General features: G+C 76.6%; 5 protein-coding genes. 2 read left to right on the top strand and 3 right to left on the bottom strand.

What is annotated here, in order from left to right; genetic code table 11:
• On the bottom strand, positions 1–357 hold a 357-nt coding region (locus tag AB0G14_RS27160; RefSeq protein ID WP_357702081.1), incomplete at its 3' end, for a hypothetical protein.
• Positions 358–1,524: 1,167 nt separating this feature from the next.
• Between AB0G14_RS27160 and AB0G14_RS27155 the strand changes: the two genes are divergently transcribed.
• On the top strand, positions 1,525–2,781 hold the full coding sequence (locus tag AB0G14_RS27155) for an ATP-grasp domain-containing protein (protein WP_357702079.1): 1,257 nt from the start codon (positions 1,525–1,527) through the stop codon (positions 2,779–2,781).
• Between the two features lie 401 nt (positions 2,782–3,182).
• Here AB0G14_RS27155 and AB0G14_RS27150 read toward each other — a convergent pair whose 3' ends face one another.
• Together AB0G14_RS27150 and AB0G14_RS27145 are read right to left on the bottom strand one after the other, a co-directional pair.
• Positions 3,183–4,223 carry a 3-dehydroquinate synthase family protein gene (locus AB0G14_RS27150; RefSeq protein ID WP_357702077.1) on the bottom strand — a complete coding sequence of 347 codons (1,041 nt, stop codon included), beginning with the start codon at positions 4,221–4,223 and terminating at the stop codon, positions 3,183–3,185.
• Entirely contained in the window at positions 4,204–5,043 is an 840-nt protein-coding gene (locus tag AB0G14_RS27145) for a hypothetical protein (RefSeq protein ID WP_357702075.1), read from the bottom strand. Before AB0G14_RS27145 ends, AB0G14_RS27150 begins: the two co-directional genes overlap by 20 nt.
• A gap of 226 nt (positions 5,044–5,269) precedes the next feature.
• Here AB0G14_RS27145 and AB0G14_RS27140 point away from each other — a divergent pair, with 226 nt between their 5' ends.
• The gene (locus AB0G14_RS27140; RefSeq protein ID WP_357702072.1) at positions 5,270–20,167 is read left to right on the top strand and encodes an SDR family NAD(P)-dependent oxidoreductase; all 14,898 of its coding nucleotides are present in this window, start codon (positions 5,270–5,272) and stop codon (positions 20,165–20,167) included.
• Positions 20,168–20,233: the final 66 nt, after the last annotated feature.

The raw sequence follows: 20,233 nt of genomic DNA, 5'->3' as shown, positions 1-20,233 counted from the left end.
CACCGGACCCACCAGGCCGGCGTCGACCGCGACCGGCCCGGCCGCCAACGCCGCACCCACCCGCGACACCAACACCCCGAAACCCGGATCACCCGTAACGTCCACCCGCAACACACCACCCGACGGCAGCCCCACCGCCACCTCGCCCTGGGCCGTCCACCGCGCCAGAACCGCCACAAGCCCCGCCACCACCACCTCACCGGCCGCCCCGACAGGCAACGACGAGGACAGCGCCCGAAACACCGACGCCGCCCGAGCCGGCCACACCGCCGGCCGACGCAGATCACCCACCAGCTCCAGGGCCTCGGCGTCCACCGCACCGGCCACGGCGTGAGCACGCTCGAACCCGACAGACATGAGCTTGAACCTCCGATTGAAAGGGGTGACCGGAACACACCTGGCCGGAGCGGCCGGTCAGCCGATGTGCCGTACGCCGGACGGCATGGTGTGACATGCAGGTGCGGGGCGGCGTGGGATGCCGGTACCGGTCACGGGGACGCCCCAGCCGCGTTCCCGTCGGCGCGCATCCCGCCGTACCACAGTTGATTCGCGGCTCGTGGGGACGGTTCGGCGGCCGTACTGGCTTTGCCGGCCCGTCGTGGCCCCGGTGCCGCCCGTCGGGCGGATCCCGACCGGCACGGCATCCGGGCCGGTCCGCGTGCCGGACGGCCGGAGGTGTGGCCGTCGCGTGGGAACAGCCGTGCGATCAGCGCGTGGCCACTGCCCGGATCCCGGACCGTGACCACGTCGCCGTTCGGCGGGAGCACGTCGGTGTCCGATCCGGTCACCCGCGCCTCCCGTCCATCAGGGCGCCGCGCACCCACGATCGTCCCCCATTCGTTGCGGTGAAAGGGGACGACGAACCAATGGGGCCCGACCCTACGAAGCCCTGTGGAGGGGAGTACACCCCTAGAGCTACGTCCCGTCGACCCCTAGTGCCTCGGCCGGAGATCGCGGCCGGGGTTGGCCGGGGCCCGTTCCGGGTGATGGCCGGCATCGGCACGGGTGCGGTGTCGGTGCCGTCGAGTCGGCCATTTGAGCTGGTCAGTGTGCATCAGTCGTGGTTTGTCGGCGGAATTGTCCGCCGTAACGTCCGTCCACCGTGGATCGTCGATGCCGCCCGGAACGGTTGGTTTGCGATCGTCCGGTTGCGACTGCTCATGATCCCGTGGTCCTTCCGAATGCAGCTATTCGGTCAGCCCGCGGACGAGGGTCCCGCTCGGAGCATCGGCGACTCCGGCGGCGAAAAGGGCAGTCCGTGCTCGGCTGACCGGCCCATCCCGGGGCAATGAGAACTGACTATGCTTTCTCGATCATGACCCAGTCGGTGACTGGCATTTCAGACACCGCCTGATGGTGTGCACCTCGCCAACGCAGCGCTGACCACAAGCCAGTCCGCTACCTGGCCGGGGCCAGCCTGATACCCGTCCGGCCGGTGCACGCGGCACGCCCGACTCTCGTGGCCGAGCGGCCTCACCCCGACCCGGGAGCCCACAACGTCCACGTCCTCCGCTGTTCGTGGTCGTGGCGCACCCGGAATTCGTGCCACCCCGAGGCCCCGCGTGGGCCGGCATGTCAGGAGATTCCATGGATGCGCCTATCCAGGTACAGGTGTTCGCTCCGGATGGAGTGTTGCTGGCCCGGCCACCGGATCCGGTGGCGACCGCCGGCAGCCGCTATCTCGCCGGCGCGGGCTCCGCCCTGTACAACGGCCTGGACATGATCACCGGACTTCACCTGACGCTGCCGCAGCAGGCGGCGGTCATCTGCAGCAGCGGATCGAGTGCGGAGAAGTCGCTGCGCCTGCTCAGTCGGTGTGGTCTCAAGACGCCGACTGATCTGCGCGAATTCCGCTCCGGCGCGCAGGCGATGCAGCTCGCCCGGGAAGCCGCCGATCGGGGCGAAGTGCTGGAGTTCCAATTCCCGCCGCACGATCCACAGCTCCGGGAGGCACGAGCCCGGGTGTCGCCGGATCTGCTGGCCCGCCTCAACAACAAGACCGTGCTGGAAACACTGATCGCACCGGAATACCTGCCCCGTCGCCAGGTCGCCACCCCCGCCGAGGTGCGACGGATCGTGCAGCAGGACCGCCGACCGGCCGTCGTGAAACCGGCCGGTGTCGAGGTGTACAGCGGAATCGCCATCTTCACCAGGCGGTTGCAGGACCGGTTGAACCGGTCACTGTTCAACCAGCTGGAACAGGTGAGCGATCGGTGGATCGTCGAGGAGGAGGTGCCCTTCCGGACGATCTGGGGACTCCAGTTCGGCGTGACGGAAAGCGGATCGGTGCATTACTTCGGTGCGTCCGTACACCTGCCGCAGCCCACCTCGACATGGGTCGGTTGTGTGATGGACGACGACGACCAGCCGCCGGCGGAACTCGTCGAAGCGCTGACGGTAGGGGTCCGGAAGGCCAGCGCGCTCGGATACCGGGGATACTGCGCGTTCGACGCCGGCATCAGCCGGGACGGCCAACTGCGGGTCATCGACCCGAACTTCCGGGTCAGCGGAGCCACCGCATCCGTGCTGCACCGCAGCTCGCTGCTGGGTCAGCACCCGTGCGCCATGACCACGTTCTTCTCGCTCGCGCCCGGTGTCGACGCCGAGCCGATTCTCGCCCCGTTCATCGATCGCGGGCAACTGGTCGTGTTCATGCACCACGACCCGGCGGAGACGGACAACGGCCCGCAGCCGGCGACCATCGTCGGCATGGTCGGCGCCTCGGACCGGTACGCCTGCGGAGTGCTGGTCGCGCAGATCCAGCGGGCGCTGGGCAGTTGACGCGTCACCCCCGGGCTGTGCAGGCGGCCCGGGGGCACCGTCACCCACCCTGTGACCCGGTACGACCGGCCGTTCTGGGCTTGGCGCGCCATGCTGCTCTCCCAGGGCGCCGCAGCCGGCGGCTGGCCGAGTGATGTCCGGGGCACGGATGCAAGAGCCACCTGTACGACCTGGAATCCGCAACCGGGTCACCCTGACGGCCCGGATGGAGGAATGGGTGCCGGCTCGCCGCCCTCGACGATGCTTCTCGGCGCCGCGCCAGGGCCGTTGGTTCGACTGGCCTTCGTGCCAGGGCCGAACCCGTGCTGTTCGCCTCAGGGCGCGACGCAGATGTGTACGCCATCGGCGATCTGCTGGTCTTGCGCCGCTATCGGCACCGTGGGGCTGCGGTCGGTAGGCCGTCACATGCCGGTGAAGGCGGCGCGGACGGCGGGCTCGGGGACGTCGGCGACCAGCTCGGGGCCGGCCGACCCGTCCAGCACGAACGACAGGCCGGACGTGGCCTTCTTGTCCCGCCGCATCAGCGCGAGCAACTCGTCGTGGTCGACGCCGGCGGGCAGGGTCGTGTCCAGGCCGTAGTCCGCCACCACGTCCCGGTGCTCGGCCACCCGGGCGGGTGGGATGCGGCCGAGGACGCCGGCCAACCGGCCCGCGAAGACCGTGCCGACGCCGACCGCCTCGCCGTGTCGCAGCCGGAAGTCGGTGGCCCGCTCCAGCGCGTGCCCCAGCGTGTGTCCGTAGTTGAGGATGTGCCGCAGCCCGGAGTCGCGTTCGTCGGCGGCCACCACCGACGCCTTGAGCGCGACGCAGGCGGCGATCTGCTCCGCCACGGGCCGGTCGCGCAGCTCGCCGGCGCCGATGAAGTGCGCCCGGGCGATCTCCCCGTACCCGTTGCGCCACTCCCGCTCCGGCAGCGTGCCCAGGTGCTCGGTGTCGCAGAGCACCGCCCGGGGCTGCCAGTACACCCCGACGAGGTTCTTGCCCTCCGGCAGGTTGACCGCCGTCTTCCCGCCGACGCTGGCGTCCACCTGGGCGAGCAGCGAGGTCGGCAGGTGGATCACCGCGACACCCCGGTGGTAGAGCCCGGCGGCCAGCCCGACCACGTCCGTGGTGGTGCCGCCGCCGCAGGAGACCACCGCGTCGGCGCGAGTCAGCCCGAAGTCGGCGAACGCCCGGCAGAGCTGCTCCACCGTGGCCAGATTCTTGTCGTGCTCGCCGTCGCGGGCCGGCACCACCCGGTGCGGCACCCCCGGGTCGGGGGTCCACTCCGGCGGTCGGGCCGAGACCACCACGACCCGCCGCGCGCCGATCCGCGCCACCTCCGCCGGCAGCCGGTGACGCACGCCGGGGCCGATCAGTATCGGGTACGCGCGCTCGCCGAGCGCCACCTCGATCCGGGCCGGGTCGGCGGGGGCGGGACGGTCAGGCGCGGACGCGTGCATGCGGTTGCTGTCTCCTCTGCTGCGGGACGGGGGCCGGTGCGGGGGCGGCGGGGCGGTCGCGGACCATCGACAGGCGCAGCGCCAACGCTGCCAGCGAGTCGACGTCCGGCCCGATGCCCCAGCGTTCGTGGGTGAGTTGCGCGTGGTGCGCCAGCAGGAAGCCGCGCGGCGCTGCCGGGTGCTCCCGGCCGACGACGTGGGCCACCCGGTCCAGGTAGAGCTGCCACGCGACGGCGATCTCCCCGCCCAGCGGCAGGTCCCCGGCCGCCAGGACGATCTTCTCCGCCTCGGCGTCCGCCTGCGCGGCCAGGTCCCGCCGTTGCGCCCCGGTGAGCCGCTGGCTGCGGTCCTGCCAGTGCAGGAAGAGGAACGCCAGCCGGTCGGCCGCCGGCACCAGCCCGGTCAGGTGTCGCAGGTGCGCCACGGCCAGCGGCAGTTCGACACCGGCCAGCCAGGGGGCGTCCCCGCCGAGCAGGGTCAGGGCCAGGTCGCTGCCGGCGGACGCGAGCGGGCCGCCCCGGGCGGCGTCCCGCACCGTGTCCGGGGCCGGGGCGAAGGACACCCGCGGGTCGTACGCGAGCAGCCGCGCCCGGGCCGCGTCGAGCGCGGCCGGGGCGGCGTGGAAGCCGAGGCTGAGCCACCGCCCGGTGGACGTGTCAAGCAGGTCGAAGAACCAGTCCGTGCCCGGGTCGGCGCGGCGGGCGGCGGTGACGAGGTCGGTGAGGACCGTGCCGACCAGCTCGGGCACCCGCGCGTCCGGGCGTCCGTCGGCCGGCACGGCCAGGCGGGCGAACAACCAGCAGCGTTCCAACGACGGCACCTCGGCTGACGGGGCGGGTGGAGCACGGGGCTCGACGGCCTGCGGGGATCGCCCCATCATCGGCCTGCGGCGCGTCCCGCCATCGGATCGGCGGCCGGATCTGGGGACGACTTAGGGGGTGACAGGGGTAGGTTGCCGGCCGGGCGCTGGGAAGACTTGGGCCGTTACGGCGAGCGAGTCCAGGCCGCGGACGAGGGAGTCTCGCCGACGGACGGAATGTGGTGACATGCTGCGGAGCGACCTGATCCAGCCGTTGCCCGACCTGCTCGCGGCCCACGCCGCCAGGTTCGGCGACAAGGTCGCGTTCCGCGACGACCGCAGGGCGGTCGGGTACGCCGACCTCTACGTGCGGACCCGCCGACTGGCCGGGCACCTCGCGGCGTCGGGCGTCGGGCGGGGCGACCGGGTGGCCTTCTGCCTCGGCAACCGGGTGGAGACGGTGGAGACCTGGCTGGCCGTCACGCGGGCGGCGGCAGTCGGCGTACCGCTGAACCCGCGCAGCACGGACGCGGAGCTGGCCCACCTGCTGGACGACTCCGGCGCGGTGCTGGTGGTCACCGACCCGGAACACCTCGACCAGGTGCTGCGGCTGCGCGCCGAGCGGCCGGGTCTGCGGGTGGTGGTCACCGGCGACGGCCCGGTGCCCGCCGGGGTCACCGCCTGGAACGCGCTGGTCGACACCGAGCCCGGTGTGGCCGCCCGCGACGACCTGGGCCTCGACGAGGTCGCCTGGATGCTCTACACCTCCGGCACCACCGGCCGGCCCAAGGGCGTGCTCTCCACCCAGCGCACCTGCCTCTGGTCGGTCGCCTCCTGCTACGTGCCGATCCCCGGGCTCACCGCCGCCGACCGGGTGGTCTGGCCGCTCCCGCTGTTCCACAGCCTCTCCCACATCGGGTGCGTGCTCAGCGTGACCGCGGTCGGCGCCACGGCCCGGCTCGTCGACGGCTTCTCCGCCGACGACGTGCTGCGCGCGGTCGACGAGGACGAGGCCACGGTGCTGGCCGGCGTGCCGGCCATGTACCACCACCTGGTCACCGCCGCCCGGGAGACCGGCTTCCGCGCCCCGGCCCTGCGGGTCTGCCTGGTCGGCGGGGCGATCACCACCGGCGCGCTGCGGCGGGCGTTCGAGGAGGTCTTCGACGCGCCGCTGCTCGACGCGTACGGCAGCACGGAGACCTGCGGGTCGATCGCCGTCACCCGGCCGGACCGGCCCCGCGTCGAGGGCTCCTGCGGGCTCGCGGTGCCGGGCGTCGACGTGCGCCTGGTCAGCCCGCAGACCGGCCTGGACGTGCCGACCGGCGCCGAGGGCGAGGTCTGGGTGCGCGGGCCGAGCCTCATGCTCGGCTACCACGGCCTGCCGGAACTCACCGCCGCCGCGCTGCGCGACGGCTGGTACCGCACCGGCGACCTGGCCCGGCGCGACGCCGACGGCAACATCTTCGTCACCGGGCGGCACCAGGAGCTGATCATCCGGGGCGGCGAGAAGATCCATCCCGCCGAGGTGGAGGAGGCGCTGCGCGCGGTGCCCGGCGTCGCCGACGTGGCGGTGACCGGCCGGCCGCACGACCTGCTCGGTGAGGTGCCGGTGGCGTTCGTGGTGCCCGGGCCGGAGGGGTTCGACCCGCGGGCCGGGTACGCGGCCTGCCGGGAGAGGCTCTCCTACCACAAGGTCCCCGAGGAGCTGTACGAGATCGCGCGGGTGCCCCGCACCGCCTCCGGCAAGGTCACCCGCCGGCTGCTGCTCGACCGGCCGGCCCGGCTGCGCGCCGTCAACGGCAGCCACCACGAGACGCTGAGCCGGCTCGCCTGGCAACCGCTGGACCTGACCGCCGTACCGCCGGTCGAGGCGCCCGTGCCGACGGCGGCCCTGGCCGCCGCCGCCCCGGCCCGCCGCTGGGCGGTCGTCGGGCCCGCCGGCGCGGCACTGGTGGAGGCGCTGCGCGCGGCGTCGACGGGGGACAGGTTCCGGTCCCACCCGGACCTCGCCGCCCTGCGCGGGGCCCCGGACGTACCCGACGTGACGGTGCTGGCGGTCGACCCGGCCGACGCCGTTCCGGCGGACCTCGCCGACCGGCTGCGCGGCTGGCTCGACGACGACCGCTTCGCCGGCACCCGGCTGGTGCTGCTGACCGCCGGGCCTGGCGACGCCACCTCGGCGTCCGCCGAGACCGGCGAATCCGTCGACGCGGCCAGCACGACCGCCGGGACCGACCCGGCGGCGGGCGCGGTACAGGCCCTCGGGCGCTGCCTCCAGGCCGCGCACCCGGACCGGATCGTGCTGGTCGACCACGACGCCGACGCGGCCTCGATCGCCCTGCTGCCCGCCGCGGTGGACGCCGGCGCCGCGCAGGTCGCCCTCCGCGCCGGGACCGCCCGGCACGCGGTCCTCGCGCCCGCCCCCGCGACCATGCCGGCGCGGCCGACCGCGGTGGTCGACCCGGCCCACCCGGCCGTGGTCACCGGTGCCGACGGGCCGACCGGCGCGGCGCTGGCCCGACACCTCGTCGCCGCGTACGGCGTCCGTCGGCTGCGGCTGCCGCACACGGGTGCCACCGCTGCGCCCGCGCTGGCCGACCTGGCCGCCGAGCTCACCGCCGCCGGCGCCGAGGCTGTCGCGCTGCCCGCCGACCGGGCGGGCGACGAGCCGGCCGGGGCGGTCTTCCTCTGCCCGTCCGAGGGCGACCTGGCTGACGACGACGCCGTCGACCGGCTGCTCGGCCTCGCCGGGACGCTGGACGCCGCCGCCCGGCACCCGGCCGCCGCGTTCACCGTCCTGGCCCCGTCCGCGCTGCTGTTGGGCGCCGCCGACCGGGAGCGGGCGGCGTCGGCCGTCGGCGCCCTGCACGCCCTGGCCGCCCGCCGCCGGGCCGCCGGCCTTCCGGCCCGGCTCGTCGGCACGACCGCGCGCGCCGACCGGGAGCCGCCCACGCCGGCCACGGCCGGGGAGGCGACCGGCGACCTGCCGGCGGAGGTGCGCGCCGACCTCGCCGCGTTCGACGTGGCCCACGACGGCGACGAGCTGGTGCTGCTCGCCCGCCCGGCGGGCCACGCCGACGCCGCGCACCCCGCCTGGCGTACGCCCGTCGGGGCCGACCGCGACGCCGCCGACGACCGGGAGGCGGCCGAGCTGCGTCGCCGGCTGGCCGGGCTGACCACCGCCGAGGGCGACCGGATCCTGCTCGACCTGGTCCGCGCCGCCACCGCCGAGGTGGCCAACCTGCCCGGGCCGGCCGCGGTCCGCCCGGGCCGGGCCTTCAAGGAACTCGGCTTCACGTCGGTCAGCGCGGTCGCCCTGCGCGACCGGCTGGCCCGGGCCACCGGGGTACGGCTCTCCGCTACGGCCGCGTTCGACCAGCCCAGCCCGGACGCCCTCGCCCGGCACCTCGCCGCCCGGCTGCGCGGCGCCACCCCGGAGCCCGGCGCGGTGCCCGACCGGCCCGCGCCGGCGTCCACCGTGGACGACCTGGTGGTCGTCGTCGCCATGGCCTGCCGGCTCCCCGGCGGCGTCAGCTCCCCCGAGGAGCTGTGGGAGCTGGTCGACCAGGGCCGGGAGGGGCTCACGGAGTTCCCCGCCGACCGGGGCTGGGATCTGGCGCACCTGTTCTCCGACGACCCCGACCGCCCGGGCACCTCGTACGTCCGGGTGGGCGGTTTCCTCACCGACGCCGCCGACTTCGACGCCACCCTCTTCGCGATCAGCCCCCGCGAGGCGCTGGCCATGGACCCGCAGCAGCGGCTGCTGCTGGAGACGTCCTGGGAGCTGTTCGAGCGGGCCGGCATCGACCCGACCTCGCTGCGCGGCAGCGCCACCGGCGTCTTCACCGGCGTGATGCACCACGACTACGCCGCGAACCTGCGCCAGGCGCCGCCCGGCACCGAGGGCTACCTCGGCGTCGGCACTGCCGGCAGCGTCGTCTCCGGCCGGGTCGCGTACGCGCTGGGGCTGGAGGGGCCGGCGGTCACCGTCGACACGGCGTGCTCGTCGTCGCTGGTGGCGCTGCACCTGGCCGCCCAGGCGCTGCGCGCCGGGGACTGCTCCCTCGCGGTGGCCGGCGGCGTGGCCGTGATGGGCACCCCGCAGGCGTTCGTCGAGTTCAGCCGGCAGCGTGGGCTCGCCCCGGACGGCCGGTGCAAGGCGTTCGCCGAGGGCGCCGACGGTACCGGCTGGTCCGAGGGCGTCGCCGTGCTGCTGCTGGAACGGCTCTCCGACGCCCGCCGGCGCGGGCACCCCGTCCTCGCCGTGCTGCGCGGCTCGGCCGTCAACCAGGACGGCGCGTCCAACGGGCTCACCGCCCCCAACGGCCCCGCCCAGGAGCGGGTCATCCGCCGGGCGCTGGCCGTCGCCGGCCTCGCCGCCGCCGACGTGGACGTCGTCGAGGCGCACGGCACGGGCACCCGGCTCGGCGACCCGATCGAGGCGCAGGCGCTGCTCGCCACGTACGGCGCGGGCCGCGGCGACGCCGAGCCGCTGCGGCTGGGCTCGCTGAAGTCCAACCTCGGTCACACCCAGGCCGCCGCCGGCGCCGCCGGGGTGATCAAGATGGTGCTCGCCATGCGGCACGGGACGATGCCCCGCACCCTGCACGTGGACGCCCCGACGTCCGAGGTGGACTGGTCCGCCGGCGCGGTCGAGGTGCTCACCGAGGCCCGCCCGTGGCCCGACGTGCGGCGGCCCCGCCGGGCCGGCGTCTCGTCGTTCGGGATCAGCGGCACCAACGCCCACGTCATCGTCGAGGCCCCCACCGCCGACCCGGCGACCGACGGGCCGCAGCCGCGGACCGAGCCCACCGACGGCCGGCGGACGCCCGTGCCGTGGCTGCTCGCCGCCGCCTCCGGCGAGGCGCTGCGGGACCAGGCGGCCCGCCTGCTGACCTGGCTCGACGGGCCCGGGGCGGACGCCGACCCGGCCGATGTCGGGCACGCGCTCGCCACCACCCGTGCCGCCCTGGAGCACCGGGCGGTCGTGCTGGCCGGTGATCCAGCCGCCGTCCGCGCCGGGCTGACCGCGTTGACCCGGGGCGAGCCGGACCCGGACGTCCCGGCGCTGCTGACCGGCCGGGTCGTCGACGGCCAGCTCGGCCTGCTCTTCGGCGGGCAGGGCGGCCAGCGTCCCGGCATGGGCCGCGAGCTGCACGCGGCGTACCCCGTCTTCGCCGACGCGTTCGACGCCGCCTGCGCCGAACTCGACCGCTGCCTCGCCGGCCACGCCCCGCACCCCGTCGCGGACGTGGTGTTCGCCCCCGAGGGCAGCGACCTGGCCGGGCAGCTCGACCAGACCCTCTACACCCAGCCGGGGCTGTTCGCCTTCGAGGTGGCCCTCTACCGGCTGCTGGAGTCCTGGGGCGTACGCCCCGACGCGGTGCTCGGGCACTCCGTCGGCGAGCTGGCCGCCGCGCACGTGGCCGGGGTGTTCCCGCTCGCCGACGCGGCGGCGCTCGTCGCCGCCCGGGCCCGGCTCATGCAGCAGTTGCCCGCCGGGGGCGCGATGGTCGCCATCGAGGCCGACGAGGCCGAGGTCGCCGCCCACCTGACCGACCGGGTCGGTCTCGCCGCCGTCAACGGCCCGACCAGCGTGGTCGTCTCCGGCGACACCGACGCCGTACTGGCCGTCGCGGCCACCCTGCGCGCCGCCGGGCGGCGGACCAGCCGGCTGCGGGTGTCGCACGCGTTCCACTCGCCGCGCATGGAGCCGATGCTCGACGCGTTCCGCGAGGTGGCGGCCGGCCTCACGTACCGCACCCCGCACCTGCCGGTGGTGTCCAACCTGACCGGCCATCCCGTCGACCCGGCCCGGCTCTGTTCGCCCGACTACTGGGTGGCGCACGTGCGGGGCACCGTCCGCTTCCACGACGGCGTGCGGGCCCTGCACCGGCAGGGGGTCACCACCTTCCTGGAACTCGGCCCGGCCGGCGTGCTCACCGCGATGGCCCAGGACTGTCTCGCCGCCGAGTCCGACGAGCTGGCCTTCGTGCCCGCCGTGCGGGGCGGCGCCGACGAGCCGGCGGCGCTGCTCGCCGCCGTGGCGCGGCTGCACGTGCGGGGCGTCGCCGTGGACCGCGCCGCTCTCGCCGGCCCCGGCCCGCACCGCCCGGTCGACCTGCCCACGTACGCCTTCCAGCGCCGGCACTACTGGCTGCCCGCCGGGGCCGCGGCCGGCGGCCCGGCCGGCATCGGGCTGGCCGACGCCGGGCACCCGCTGCTCGGCGCGGTGCTGCCGGTCGCCGGCACCGGGCAGGTGGTCTGCACCGGCCAGGTCTCCGCGGCCACCCAGCCGTGGCTGGCCGCCCCCGGCGACGGCGCACCGGCGCTGCTGCCCGCCACCGCGCTGCTGGACATGCTCACCCACCTCGGCGAGCAGCTCGGGGCCCCGGCCGTGGAGCGGCTGCGCGTCCCCGAGCCGGTGCCGCTGCCCGCCGAGCTGACCGTCGAGGTGCAGGTCGTCGTCTCCGCGCCCGACGAGCACGGGCGTCGGACGGCGCGCTGTCACGTCCGGCCCGGCGACGGGCAGCCGTGGCGGGAGGTCGCCGAGGCGGTGCTCGCCCCGGTCGACTCCGAGAGCGGGCACAGCGTCCACGCCCCGGCCTGGCCGCCCGTCGGGGCCCGGCCGGTGGACCTGACCACCCCGCAGCGCCGGGCGGTCGCCGGGGAGCTGGCCCGGGCCGCGTGGGTCGCCGGCGACCGGCTCTTCGTCGACGTACGCCTGCCCGAGGACGCGCGGGATCCGGACGCCGAGCGGTACGGCGTGCACCCGCTGGTGCTGGACGCGGCCCTGCGCCTGCTCCCGCTCGCCGACTTCGCGCCGGGCGCCGACGCCGCGCCAACCGATGACGCCGCGCCCACCGCCGCCCTCGGCGCCGCGCCCACCGTCCGGCTGGTGCCCACCGACTGGACGGGCGTGCGCGTCCACGCCACCGGCGCGCACGCGCTGCGCGTCAGCCTGGCCCCCGCCGGGGCGGACGCGGTGACGCTGAGCGCCGTCGACGACGCGGGCGCGCCCGTGCTCGACGCGGACCGGGTCGTGCTGCGGTCCGTGGCGCTGCCGCCCGCCGACGCGCCGGCGCCCGCCCCCGCCGGGCTGTACGCCGTCGACTGGCTGCCGGCGGCGTTCCCGGCGACGCCAGCGCCCTCCTGGACGCTCGCCGACGACACGCCCCCGGCCGGGCCGCTGCCGCCGCTGCTGGTGCTGCGCGTCGGCGCCGGCGAGCCGGGCGGCCCGGTGCCCGACCGGGCGCACGCCGTCGGCCTCGCCGTTCTCGACGTGCTCCAGCGCTGGCTGGCCGACCCCCGCGCGGAGACCACCCGGCTGGCCGTGGCCGTCCGCGACGGCGACCCGGTGCACGCCCCGGTGGCCGGGCTGGTCCGGGTCGCCCAGGCCGAGCACCCGGACCGGTTCCTGCTGCTCAGCCTCGACGCCACCGACGACGCCACCGTCCGGGCGGCGCTGGCCGTCGCCGCCGACGAGCCCGAGGTCGCGGTCCGCGACGGCCGGGCGTTGCTGCCCCGGCTCCGCCCGGTCGAGCACCCGCCGGCCGGCACGCCGGCCCCGGCGCTGGCCGGCGGCACCGTGCTGGTGACCGGCGGCACGGGCGGGATCGGCCGGCACGTCGCCGCCCACCTCGCCACCGTGCACGGCGTCGCCGAGCTGGTCCTGCTCAGCCGCACGGGCCGGGCCGCCGACTGGACCACCGACCTGGCCGACGCCGGCGTCACCGTCCGGGTGGTCGCGGTCGACGTGGCGGACCGGACGGCCCTCGCCGAGGTCGTCGCAACGCTGGCCGACCGACTGGTCGCCGTGGTGCACGCCGCCGGGGCCACAGACGACGCGCTGCTCACCGACCTCGACCCGGCCCGCTGGGAGCGGGCCCTGCGATCCAAGGTGCACGGGGCGTGGCACCTGCACGAGCTGACCGCCGAGCTGGACCTGGCCGCGTTCGTGCTGTTCTCCTCGGCCGCGGCCGTCTTCGGCAGCCCCGGCCAGGGCAACTACGCGGCCGGCAACGCGTTCCTCGACGCGCTCGCCGCGCACCGCCGCGCGCACGGCCTGCCGGCGACCGCCCTCGCATGGGGCCTGTGGGCCACCGAGGACGGGATGGCCGGCCGGCTCACCCCGGCCGACCTGGCCCGGCTCGCCCGGGGCGGCACCCGCCCCCTGGACACGGCCGCCGGCCTGGCGCTGCTCGACGCCGCGCTGCACGCCGACCGGCCGGCGCTGGTGCCGATCGGGCTGGACCTGGCCGCCGTCCGGGCCTCCGGCGAGGTGCCCGCCCTGCTGCGGGCGCTGCTGCCCCCGCCGCCCCGCCGGGCCGTCAACGCCGCCGCCGCGCCGGCCGCCACCGGTGGCTTCGCCGACCGGCTGGCCGAGCTGGCCGAGCCCGACCGCGCCGCCCTGCTGCTGGACCTGGTGCGCACCCGCTGCGCCACCGTGGTCGGGCACACCGGCCCGGAACAGGTCGAACCGCGCCGCCCCTTCAAGGAACTCGGCTTCGACTCGCTGATGGCGGTGGAACTGAGCAACCGGCTCACCGCCGTCACCGGCGTCCGGCTCGCCCCGCACGCCGTGTTCAACCATCCCACCCCGGAGCTGCTCGCCGCGCACCTGCACGCCCGGCTGCTCGGCACCGCCGCCGCCGAGGTCACCGACGCCACCACCGTCGCCCTGGACGAGCCGGTCGCCGTCGTCGCCATGGCCTGCCGGTTCCCCGGCGGCATCGGCTCCCCCGAGGAGCTGTGGCGGCTGCTCGACGCCGGCGCGGACGTCATCGGCGACCTGCCCGGCGACCGGGGCTGGCCGCTGGCCGACCTCTACGACCCGGTGCCCGGCACGCCCGGCCGGACGTACGTGCGGGCCGGCGGGTTCCTCACCGGCATCGCCGACTTCGACGCCGAGTTCTTCGGCATCAGCCCCCGCGAGGCCCTCGCCATGGACCCGCAGCACCGGCTGCTGCTGGAGACCTCGTGGGAGGCGCTGGAACGCGCCGGCATCGACCCGGTCACCCTGCGCGGCAGCCGCACCGGCGTCTTCGCCGGCACGCACGGCCAGGACTACGCCGACCAGGTCGCCCCGGGCGTCGCCTCCGACGACGGGGAACTCACCGCCGACGAGGGGCACCTGCTCACCGGCACGGCCGGCAGCGTCCTGTCCGGGCGGGTCGCGTACGCGCTCGGGCTGGAGGGGCCGGCGGTCACCGTGGACACCGCCTGCTCGGCGTCGCTGGTCGCGCTGCACCTGGCGGTCCAGGCGCTGCGCCAGGGCGACTGCGACCTGGCCCTGGCCGGCGGCGTGTCCGTGATGTCCACCCCGGCCGGGCTGACCGGGTTCAGCCGGCAGCGTGGCCTCGCCGTCGACGGGCGGTGCAAGGCGTTCGCCGAGGACGCCGACGGCTTCGGCATGTCCGAGGGCGTCGGGATGCTGGTGGTGGAACGCCTCTCCGAGGCCCGCCGCCGCGGCCACCCCGTGCTCGCCGTGGTCCGCGGCTCGGCCGTCAACCAGGACGGCGCGTCCAACGGGCTGACCGCCCCGAACGGGCCGTCCCAGGAGCGGGTCATCCGGGCCGCGCTGGGCGCCGCCGGGCTGACCCCCGCCGACGTGGACGTGGTGGAGGCGCACGGCACCGGCACGTCGCTGGGCGACCCCATCGAGGCGGAGGCGATCCTCGCCACGTACGGGCAGCGCCCGGCCGACGCCGCGCCGGTGCTGCTCGGCTCGGTCAAGTCGAACCTCGGGCACACCCAGGCCGCGGCGGGCGTGGCCGGCGTGCTGAAGATGATCCTCGCCATGCGGCACGGCCGGCTGCCCCGCACCCTGCACGCCGAGCGCCGCAGCTCGCGGGTCGACTGGGACGCCGGGTCGGTGGAGCTGCTCACCGAGCCCCGCCCGTGGCCCCGGGCGGACCGGCCGGCCCGCGCCGGCGTCTCGTCGTTCGGCATCAGCGGCACCAACGCCCACGTGATCGTCGAGGCCGTCGCCGAGCCGGCACCGGCCCCGGAGGCCACCGGGCTGGCCCCGGAGGCGGTGGCCGCGACGACGCCGGAGACCGCCGCCGGGACGACTGGCGCGCTGCCGTGGCTGCTCTCGGCGCGCACCCCGGAGGCGCTGGCCGGGCAGGCCCGCCGGCTGCGGGCCCACCTCGCCGAGCGACCCGACCAGCGCCCCCTCGACGTGGCCTGGTCGCTGGCCACCGGCCGGAGCGCCTTCGACATCCGCGCGGTGCTCGTCGGCGCCGACCCGGACCGGATCGCCGCCGCCCTCGACGCGCTCGCCGAGGGCCGCCCCGACCCCGCCGTGGTACGCGGCGACGCCGGGCCCGCCGGCAGGTGTGTCTTCGTCTTCCCCGGCCAGGGCTCCCAGTGGCTCGGCATGGGGCTGGACCTGCTCGACCAGTCCCCGGTGTTCGCCGAGCGGATGGCGGCCTGCGACGCAGCCCTGCGGCCGTACCTGGACTGGTCGCTGCTGGACGTGCTGCGTCGGGCGCCCGGCGCGCCCGGCCTCGACGAGGTCGACGTGGTGCAGCCCGCCCTGTTCGCGATGATGGTGTCGCTCGCCGAGCTGTGGCGCTCGTACGGCGTCCAGCCGGCCGCCGTGGTCGGCCACTCGCAGGGCGAGATCGCCGCCGCCTGCGTCGCCGGGGTGCTCTCCCTGCCCGACGCCGCCCGGGTCGTGGCGCTGCGCAGCCGCGCCATCCGGGCGCTGGCCGGGCACGGGGCGATGGCCTCCGTCGCGCTGCCCGCCGACACGGTCCGGGACCGGATCGCCCGGTTCGGCGACCGGATCGCGGTGGCGGCCGTGAACGGCCCGGCCGCCGTGGTGGTCTCCGGCGAGCCAGCGGCGGTGGAGGAACTCCTCGCCGAACTGGCCGCCGAGCAGGCCCGGGTGCGGCGGATCGCGGTGGACTACGCCTCCCACTCGGCGCACGTGGAACGCATCAGCGACGAGCTGGCCGAGGTGCTGGCGGGCATCGCCCCCGGCCCGGCGGCCGTGCCGCTGTTCTCCACCACCGACCTGCGCTGGCTCGACGGCGAGGAGATGGGCCCCGACTACTGGTACCGCAACCTGCGGCAGCCGGTCGAGCTGGAGCGGGCCGTCCGGTCGCTGGCCGACCAGGGCCACGACACGTACGTCGAGTGCAGCCCCCACCCGGTGCTCACCGTCGGCATCGAGGAGACCCTCGCCGATCACGACGGCGGGACCGTGGTGGTCGGCTCGGTGCAACGCGACCAGGGCGGCCACGACCGGTTCCTGCTCTCCCTGGCCCAGCTGCACGTGGCCGGGGTCCCCGTCGACTGGCGGCCCGCGCTGGCCGGCGGCCGGCGGGTCGACCTGCCCACGTACGCATTCGCCCACCGCCGCTACTGGCCCCGGCCCGTCGCCGGCCCCGGCGACGTCGGCGCGGCCGGCCTGGACGCGGCCGGGCACCCGCTGCTCGGGGCGTCGGTGCCGCTGGCCGAGGCAAGGGGACACCTGTTCACCGGGCGGCTGTCGACCGACGCCCAGCCGTGGCTCGCCGACCACCGGGTCACCGACAGCGTGCTGGTGCCCGGCACCGGCCTGGTGGAAGTCTGCCTGCGCGTCGGCGACGAGATCGGCCACCCCATCCTCGACGAGCTGGTCATCGAGGCCCCGCTTGCCCTGCCCGCCAACGGCGCCACCCAGGTGCAGGTGGCGGTCGGCGCGGCCGGCGACGACGGGCGCCGCCCGGTGACCCTGCACTCCCGGCCCGCCGACGGCCCGGCCGGGAGCCCCTGGACCCGGCACGCCAGCGCGACCCTCTCCGCCGCCCAGCCCACCCCGCCACCGCAGCTCACCGACTGGCCGCCGCGCGACGCCCGCCCCGTCGACCTGACCGGGTTCTACGCCGGCCTCGCCGCCGACGGTTACGCGTACGGGCCGGCGTTCCAGGGGCTGCGGGCGGTGTGGACCAGCGGCGACGAGGTCTACGCCGAGGTGGAGCTGCCGGCGGCCCAGCGGGTCGACGCCGACCGCTACGGCCTGCACCCGGCCCTGCTCGACGCCGCCCTGCACGCCGCCCACTTCGGCGGCCTCGCCGAGGCGGGGGCCGGCCGGCTGCTGCTGCCGTTCGCCTGGAACGGCGTCACCCTGCACGCCACCGGCGCGACCGCGCTGCGGGTCCGGCTGACCCAGGTCGGGCCGCACGCCATCGCGGTGACCGCCGCCGACCCGACCGGCGCCCCGGTCGCCGACGTGACCGCCCTGACGATGCGGCCGATCTCGGCCACGGAGCTGGCCGTCACCGACGACCGGGCCACCCGCGACGCCCTGTTCCGCCTCGACTGGACGCCCCTGCCGCCGGCCGACGGGGTCGCGCCGGTCGCGGTCGTGGCGGTCGCCCCCGGCCTCGACGGGTTTCCGCTCCACGCGGGGCTGGACGGGCTCGCCGCCGCCGTCGACGCGGGACTGGACCTGCCCGGGGCCGTGCTCGTGCCGCTCGACGCGGAGCCGGCGCAGCCGGCCCCCCAGGCGGCCCGCCGGGCCGCCGTCGCAGCCCTCGACATGGTCCGGCGCTGGCTCACCGAACCCCGCTGGGCGGCCTCGCGGCTGCTGCTGGTGACCCGCGGCGCGGTGGCCGTGCATGGCGCCGGCGAGGTCACCGACCCGGCCGCTGCGGCGGCGTGGGGACTGGTCCGCTCCGCCCAGTCGGAGAACCCGGACCAGGTGGTCGTCGTCGACGTCGACGCCGACGGGATCGACCCCGACCAGGTCGCCGCGCTGCTGGCCGCCGCCGAGCCACAGGCAGCCGTCCGAGGCGGCGTCGCGTACGTGCCGCGGCTGGCGCGGGCCGGCTCGGCGGGCGAACTCGCCGCGCCGCCCGCCACCGCCTGGCGGCTGGACGCGCCGGTGCGCGGCAGCCTGGAGAACCTCACGCTCAGCCCGACCGACGCCGCCGACGCCGTGCTCGGCCCCCGCGAGGTCCGCGTCCGCGTCCACGCCGCCGGCCTGAACTTCCGCGACGTGCTCAACGCGCTCGGCCTCTACCCCGGCGACGCGGGGCCGCTCGGCGGCGAGGGCGCCGGGGAGGTCGTCGAGGTGGGCGCCGAGGTGACCGACCTGCGCCCCGGCGACCGGGTGTTCGGGGTGTTCGTGGGCTGCTTCGGGCCCGTCGCGGTCACCGACCGCCGGCTGCTGGCCCCGATGCCGGCCGGCTGGTCGTACGTGGCGGCCGCGTCCGTGCCGGTGGTCTTCCTGACCGCGTACCACGGCCTGGTCAACCTGGCCGGGCTCGGCCGGGGCGAGTCGGTGCTGGTGCACGCGGCGGCCGGCGGCGTCGGCATGGCCGCCGTGCAGCTCGCCCGGCACCTGGGCGCCGAGGTGTACGCCACCGCCAGCCCCGCCAAGTGGGACGCCCTGCGGGCGATGGGCATCGACGAGGACCACCTGGCCTCGTCCCGGACCCTGGACTTCGAGACCCGGTTCGCCGACGCCACCGGCGGCCGGGGCGTCGACGTGGTGCTGGACTCCCTGGCCCGCGAGTTCGTCGACGCCTCGCTGCGGCTGCTGCCGCGCGGCGGACGGTTCGTCGAGATGGGCAAGACGGACATCCGGGACGCCGCCCGGGTCGCCGCCGACCACCCGGGCGTCGACTACACCGCCTTCGACCTGACCCTCGAGGACCCCGACGAGGTGCAGCGCATGCTCGTCGTGCTGCTGGGGCTCTTCGAACGCGGCGCGCTCACCCCGCTGCCCACCCAGGTGTGGGACGTGCGCCAGGCGCCGGAGGCGTTCCGCTACGTCAGCCAGGCCCGGCACGTCGGCAAGGTGGTGCTCACCATGCCCCGGGCGTGGGACCCCGACGGCACCGTGCTGCTCACCGGCGGCACCGGGACCCTGGGCCAACTGGTCGCCCGGCGACTGGTCGAGACCCACGGCGTACGACGGCTGCTGCTGGTCAGCCGCCGGGGCGAGCAGGCCCCGGGCGCGGCCGAGGCGGTCGCCGAGCTGCGGGCCCTGGGCGCCGAGGCCAGCGTGGTGGCGGCCGACGTCTCCGACCGGGACAGCCTGGCCGGGGTGCTGGACGCGGTGCCGGCGCGGCACCCGCTGACCGCGGTCGTGCACCTCGCCGGGGTGCTCGACGACGGGGTGGTCACCGCCCTGACGCCGCAGCGCCTCGACACGGTCTTCGCGCCGAAGCTCGACGCCGCGTGGCACCTGCACGAGCTGACCCGGCACCTCGACCTGGCCGGCTTCGTGCTGTTCTCCTCCGGCGCCGGCGTCTTCGGCGTGCCCGGCCAGGCGAACTACGCGGCGGCCAACGCGTTCCTCGACGCGCTCGCGCTGGCGCGCCGCGCCGAGGGGCTGCCGGGCCGGTCGCTGGCCTGGGGCCTGTGGGAGCAGGCCAGCGAGATGACCGCCAAGCTGGACCGCACCGACCCCCGGATCACCGCCCGGGACGGGCAGCTCGCGATCCCGTCCGACCTGGGCATGGCCCTGTTCGACGCGGGCCTGCGGACGGCCGAGCCGGTGCTGGTGCCGACCAGGATCGACGTCGCTGCGCTCGGCGCGGTCGACCGGCCCCCGGCCCTACTGCGCGGGCTGACCCGGCGGGAACGGCCCAGCGCCCGGTCGGCCGCCCCGGCCGCCGGCGGCCGCACCCTCGCCGACGAACTGGCGGCCCTGGCCGGTCCCGACCGGCACACCCTGCTGGTCGACCTGGTCCGCGAGCAGGCGGCGAGCGTGCTCGGGCACGGCAGCCGCGCGGCGGTCGCCCCCGGCCGGGCGTTCAGCCAGATCGGCTTCGACTCGCTGACCGCCGTCGAGCTGCGCAACCGGCTCACCACGGCGACCGGAATGCGCCTGCCGGCCACGCTGATCTTCGACTACCCGGACCCGAACGCGCTGGCCGAGTTCCTGCTCGCCCAGCTCGCGCCGGACACCGGCCCGGACGTTCCGCCGGTCCTCGCGGACCTGGAGAACCTGGAACGCTCGCTGACCGAAGCCAGCGTCGAGCCGGAGCTGCACGCCCAGATCGGCTCCCGGCTGGAGGTGCTCATCGCCAAGTGGCGGACGATGCGCGCCGGCTCGGGCGGCGGCCCCGACCTCGACATCGACCTCGACCGGGCCAGCGACGACGAGATCTTCGACCTCATCGACGCCGAACTCGGCCTCTGACCGCCGTCCGGCCGCCCCGGACGGCGCAAACCGTCCCCACGACACCGTGTCCGACCGACTCCGCGA

Source organism: Micromonospora sp. NPDC023814 (assembly GCF_040639595.1).
In the GTDB taxonomy this organism is placed as follows: Bacteria; Actinomycetota; Actinomycetes; order Mycobacteriales; family Micromonosporaceae; genus Micromonospora.
Note: the sequence above shows the minus strand (reverse complement) of the source record. Positions and strands in the feature narration are given on the sequence as shown.

Excerpts from the sequence above, each read along its gene's own strand:
- AB0G14_RS27140 (WP_357702072.1), top strand. The coding sequence starts at position 5,270 with ATGCTGCGGAGCGACCTGATCCAGCCGTTGCCCGACCTGCTCGCGGCC.
- AB0G14_RS27150 (WP_357702077.1), bottom strand. The coding sequence starts at position 4,223 with ATGCACGCGTCCGCGCCTGACCGTCCCGCCCCCGCCGACCCGGCCCGG.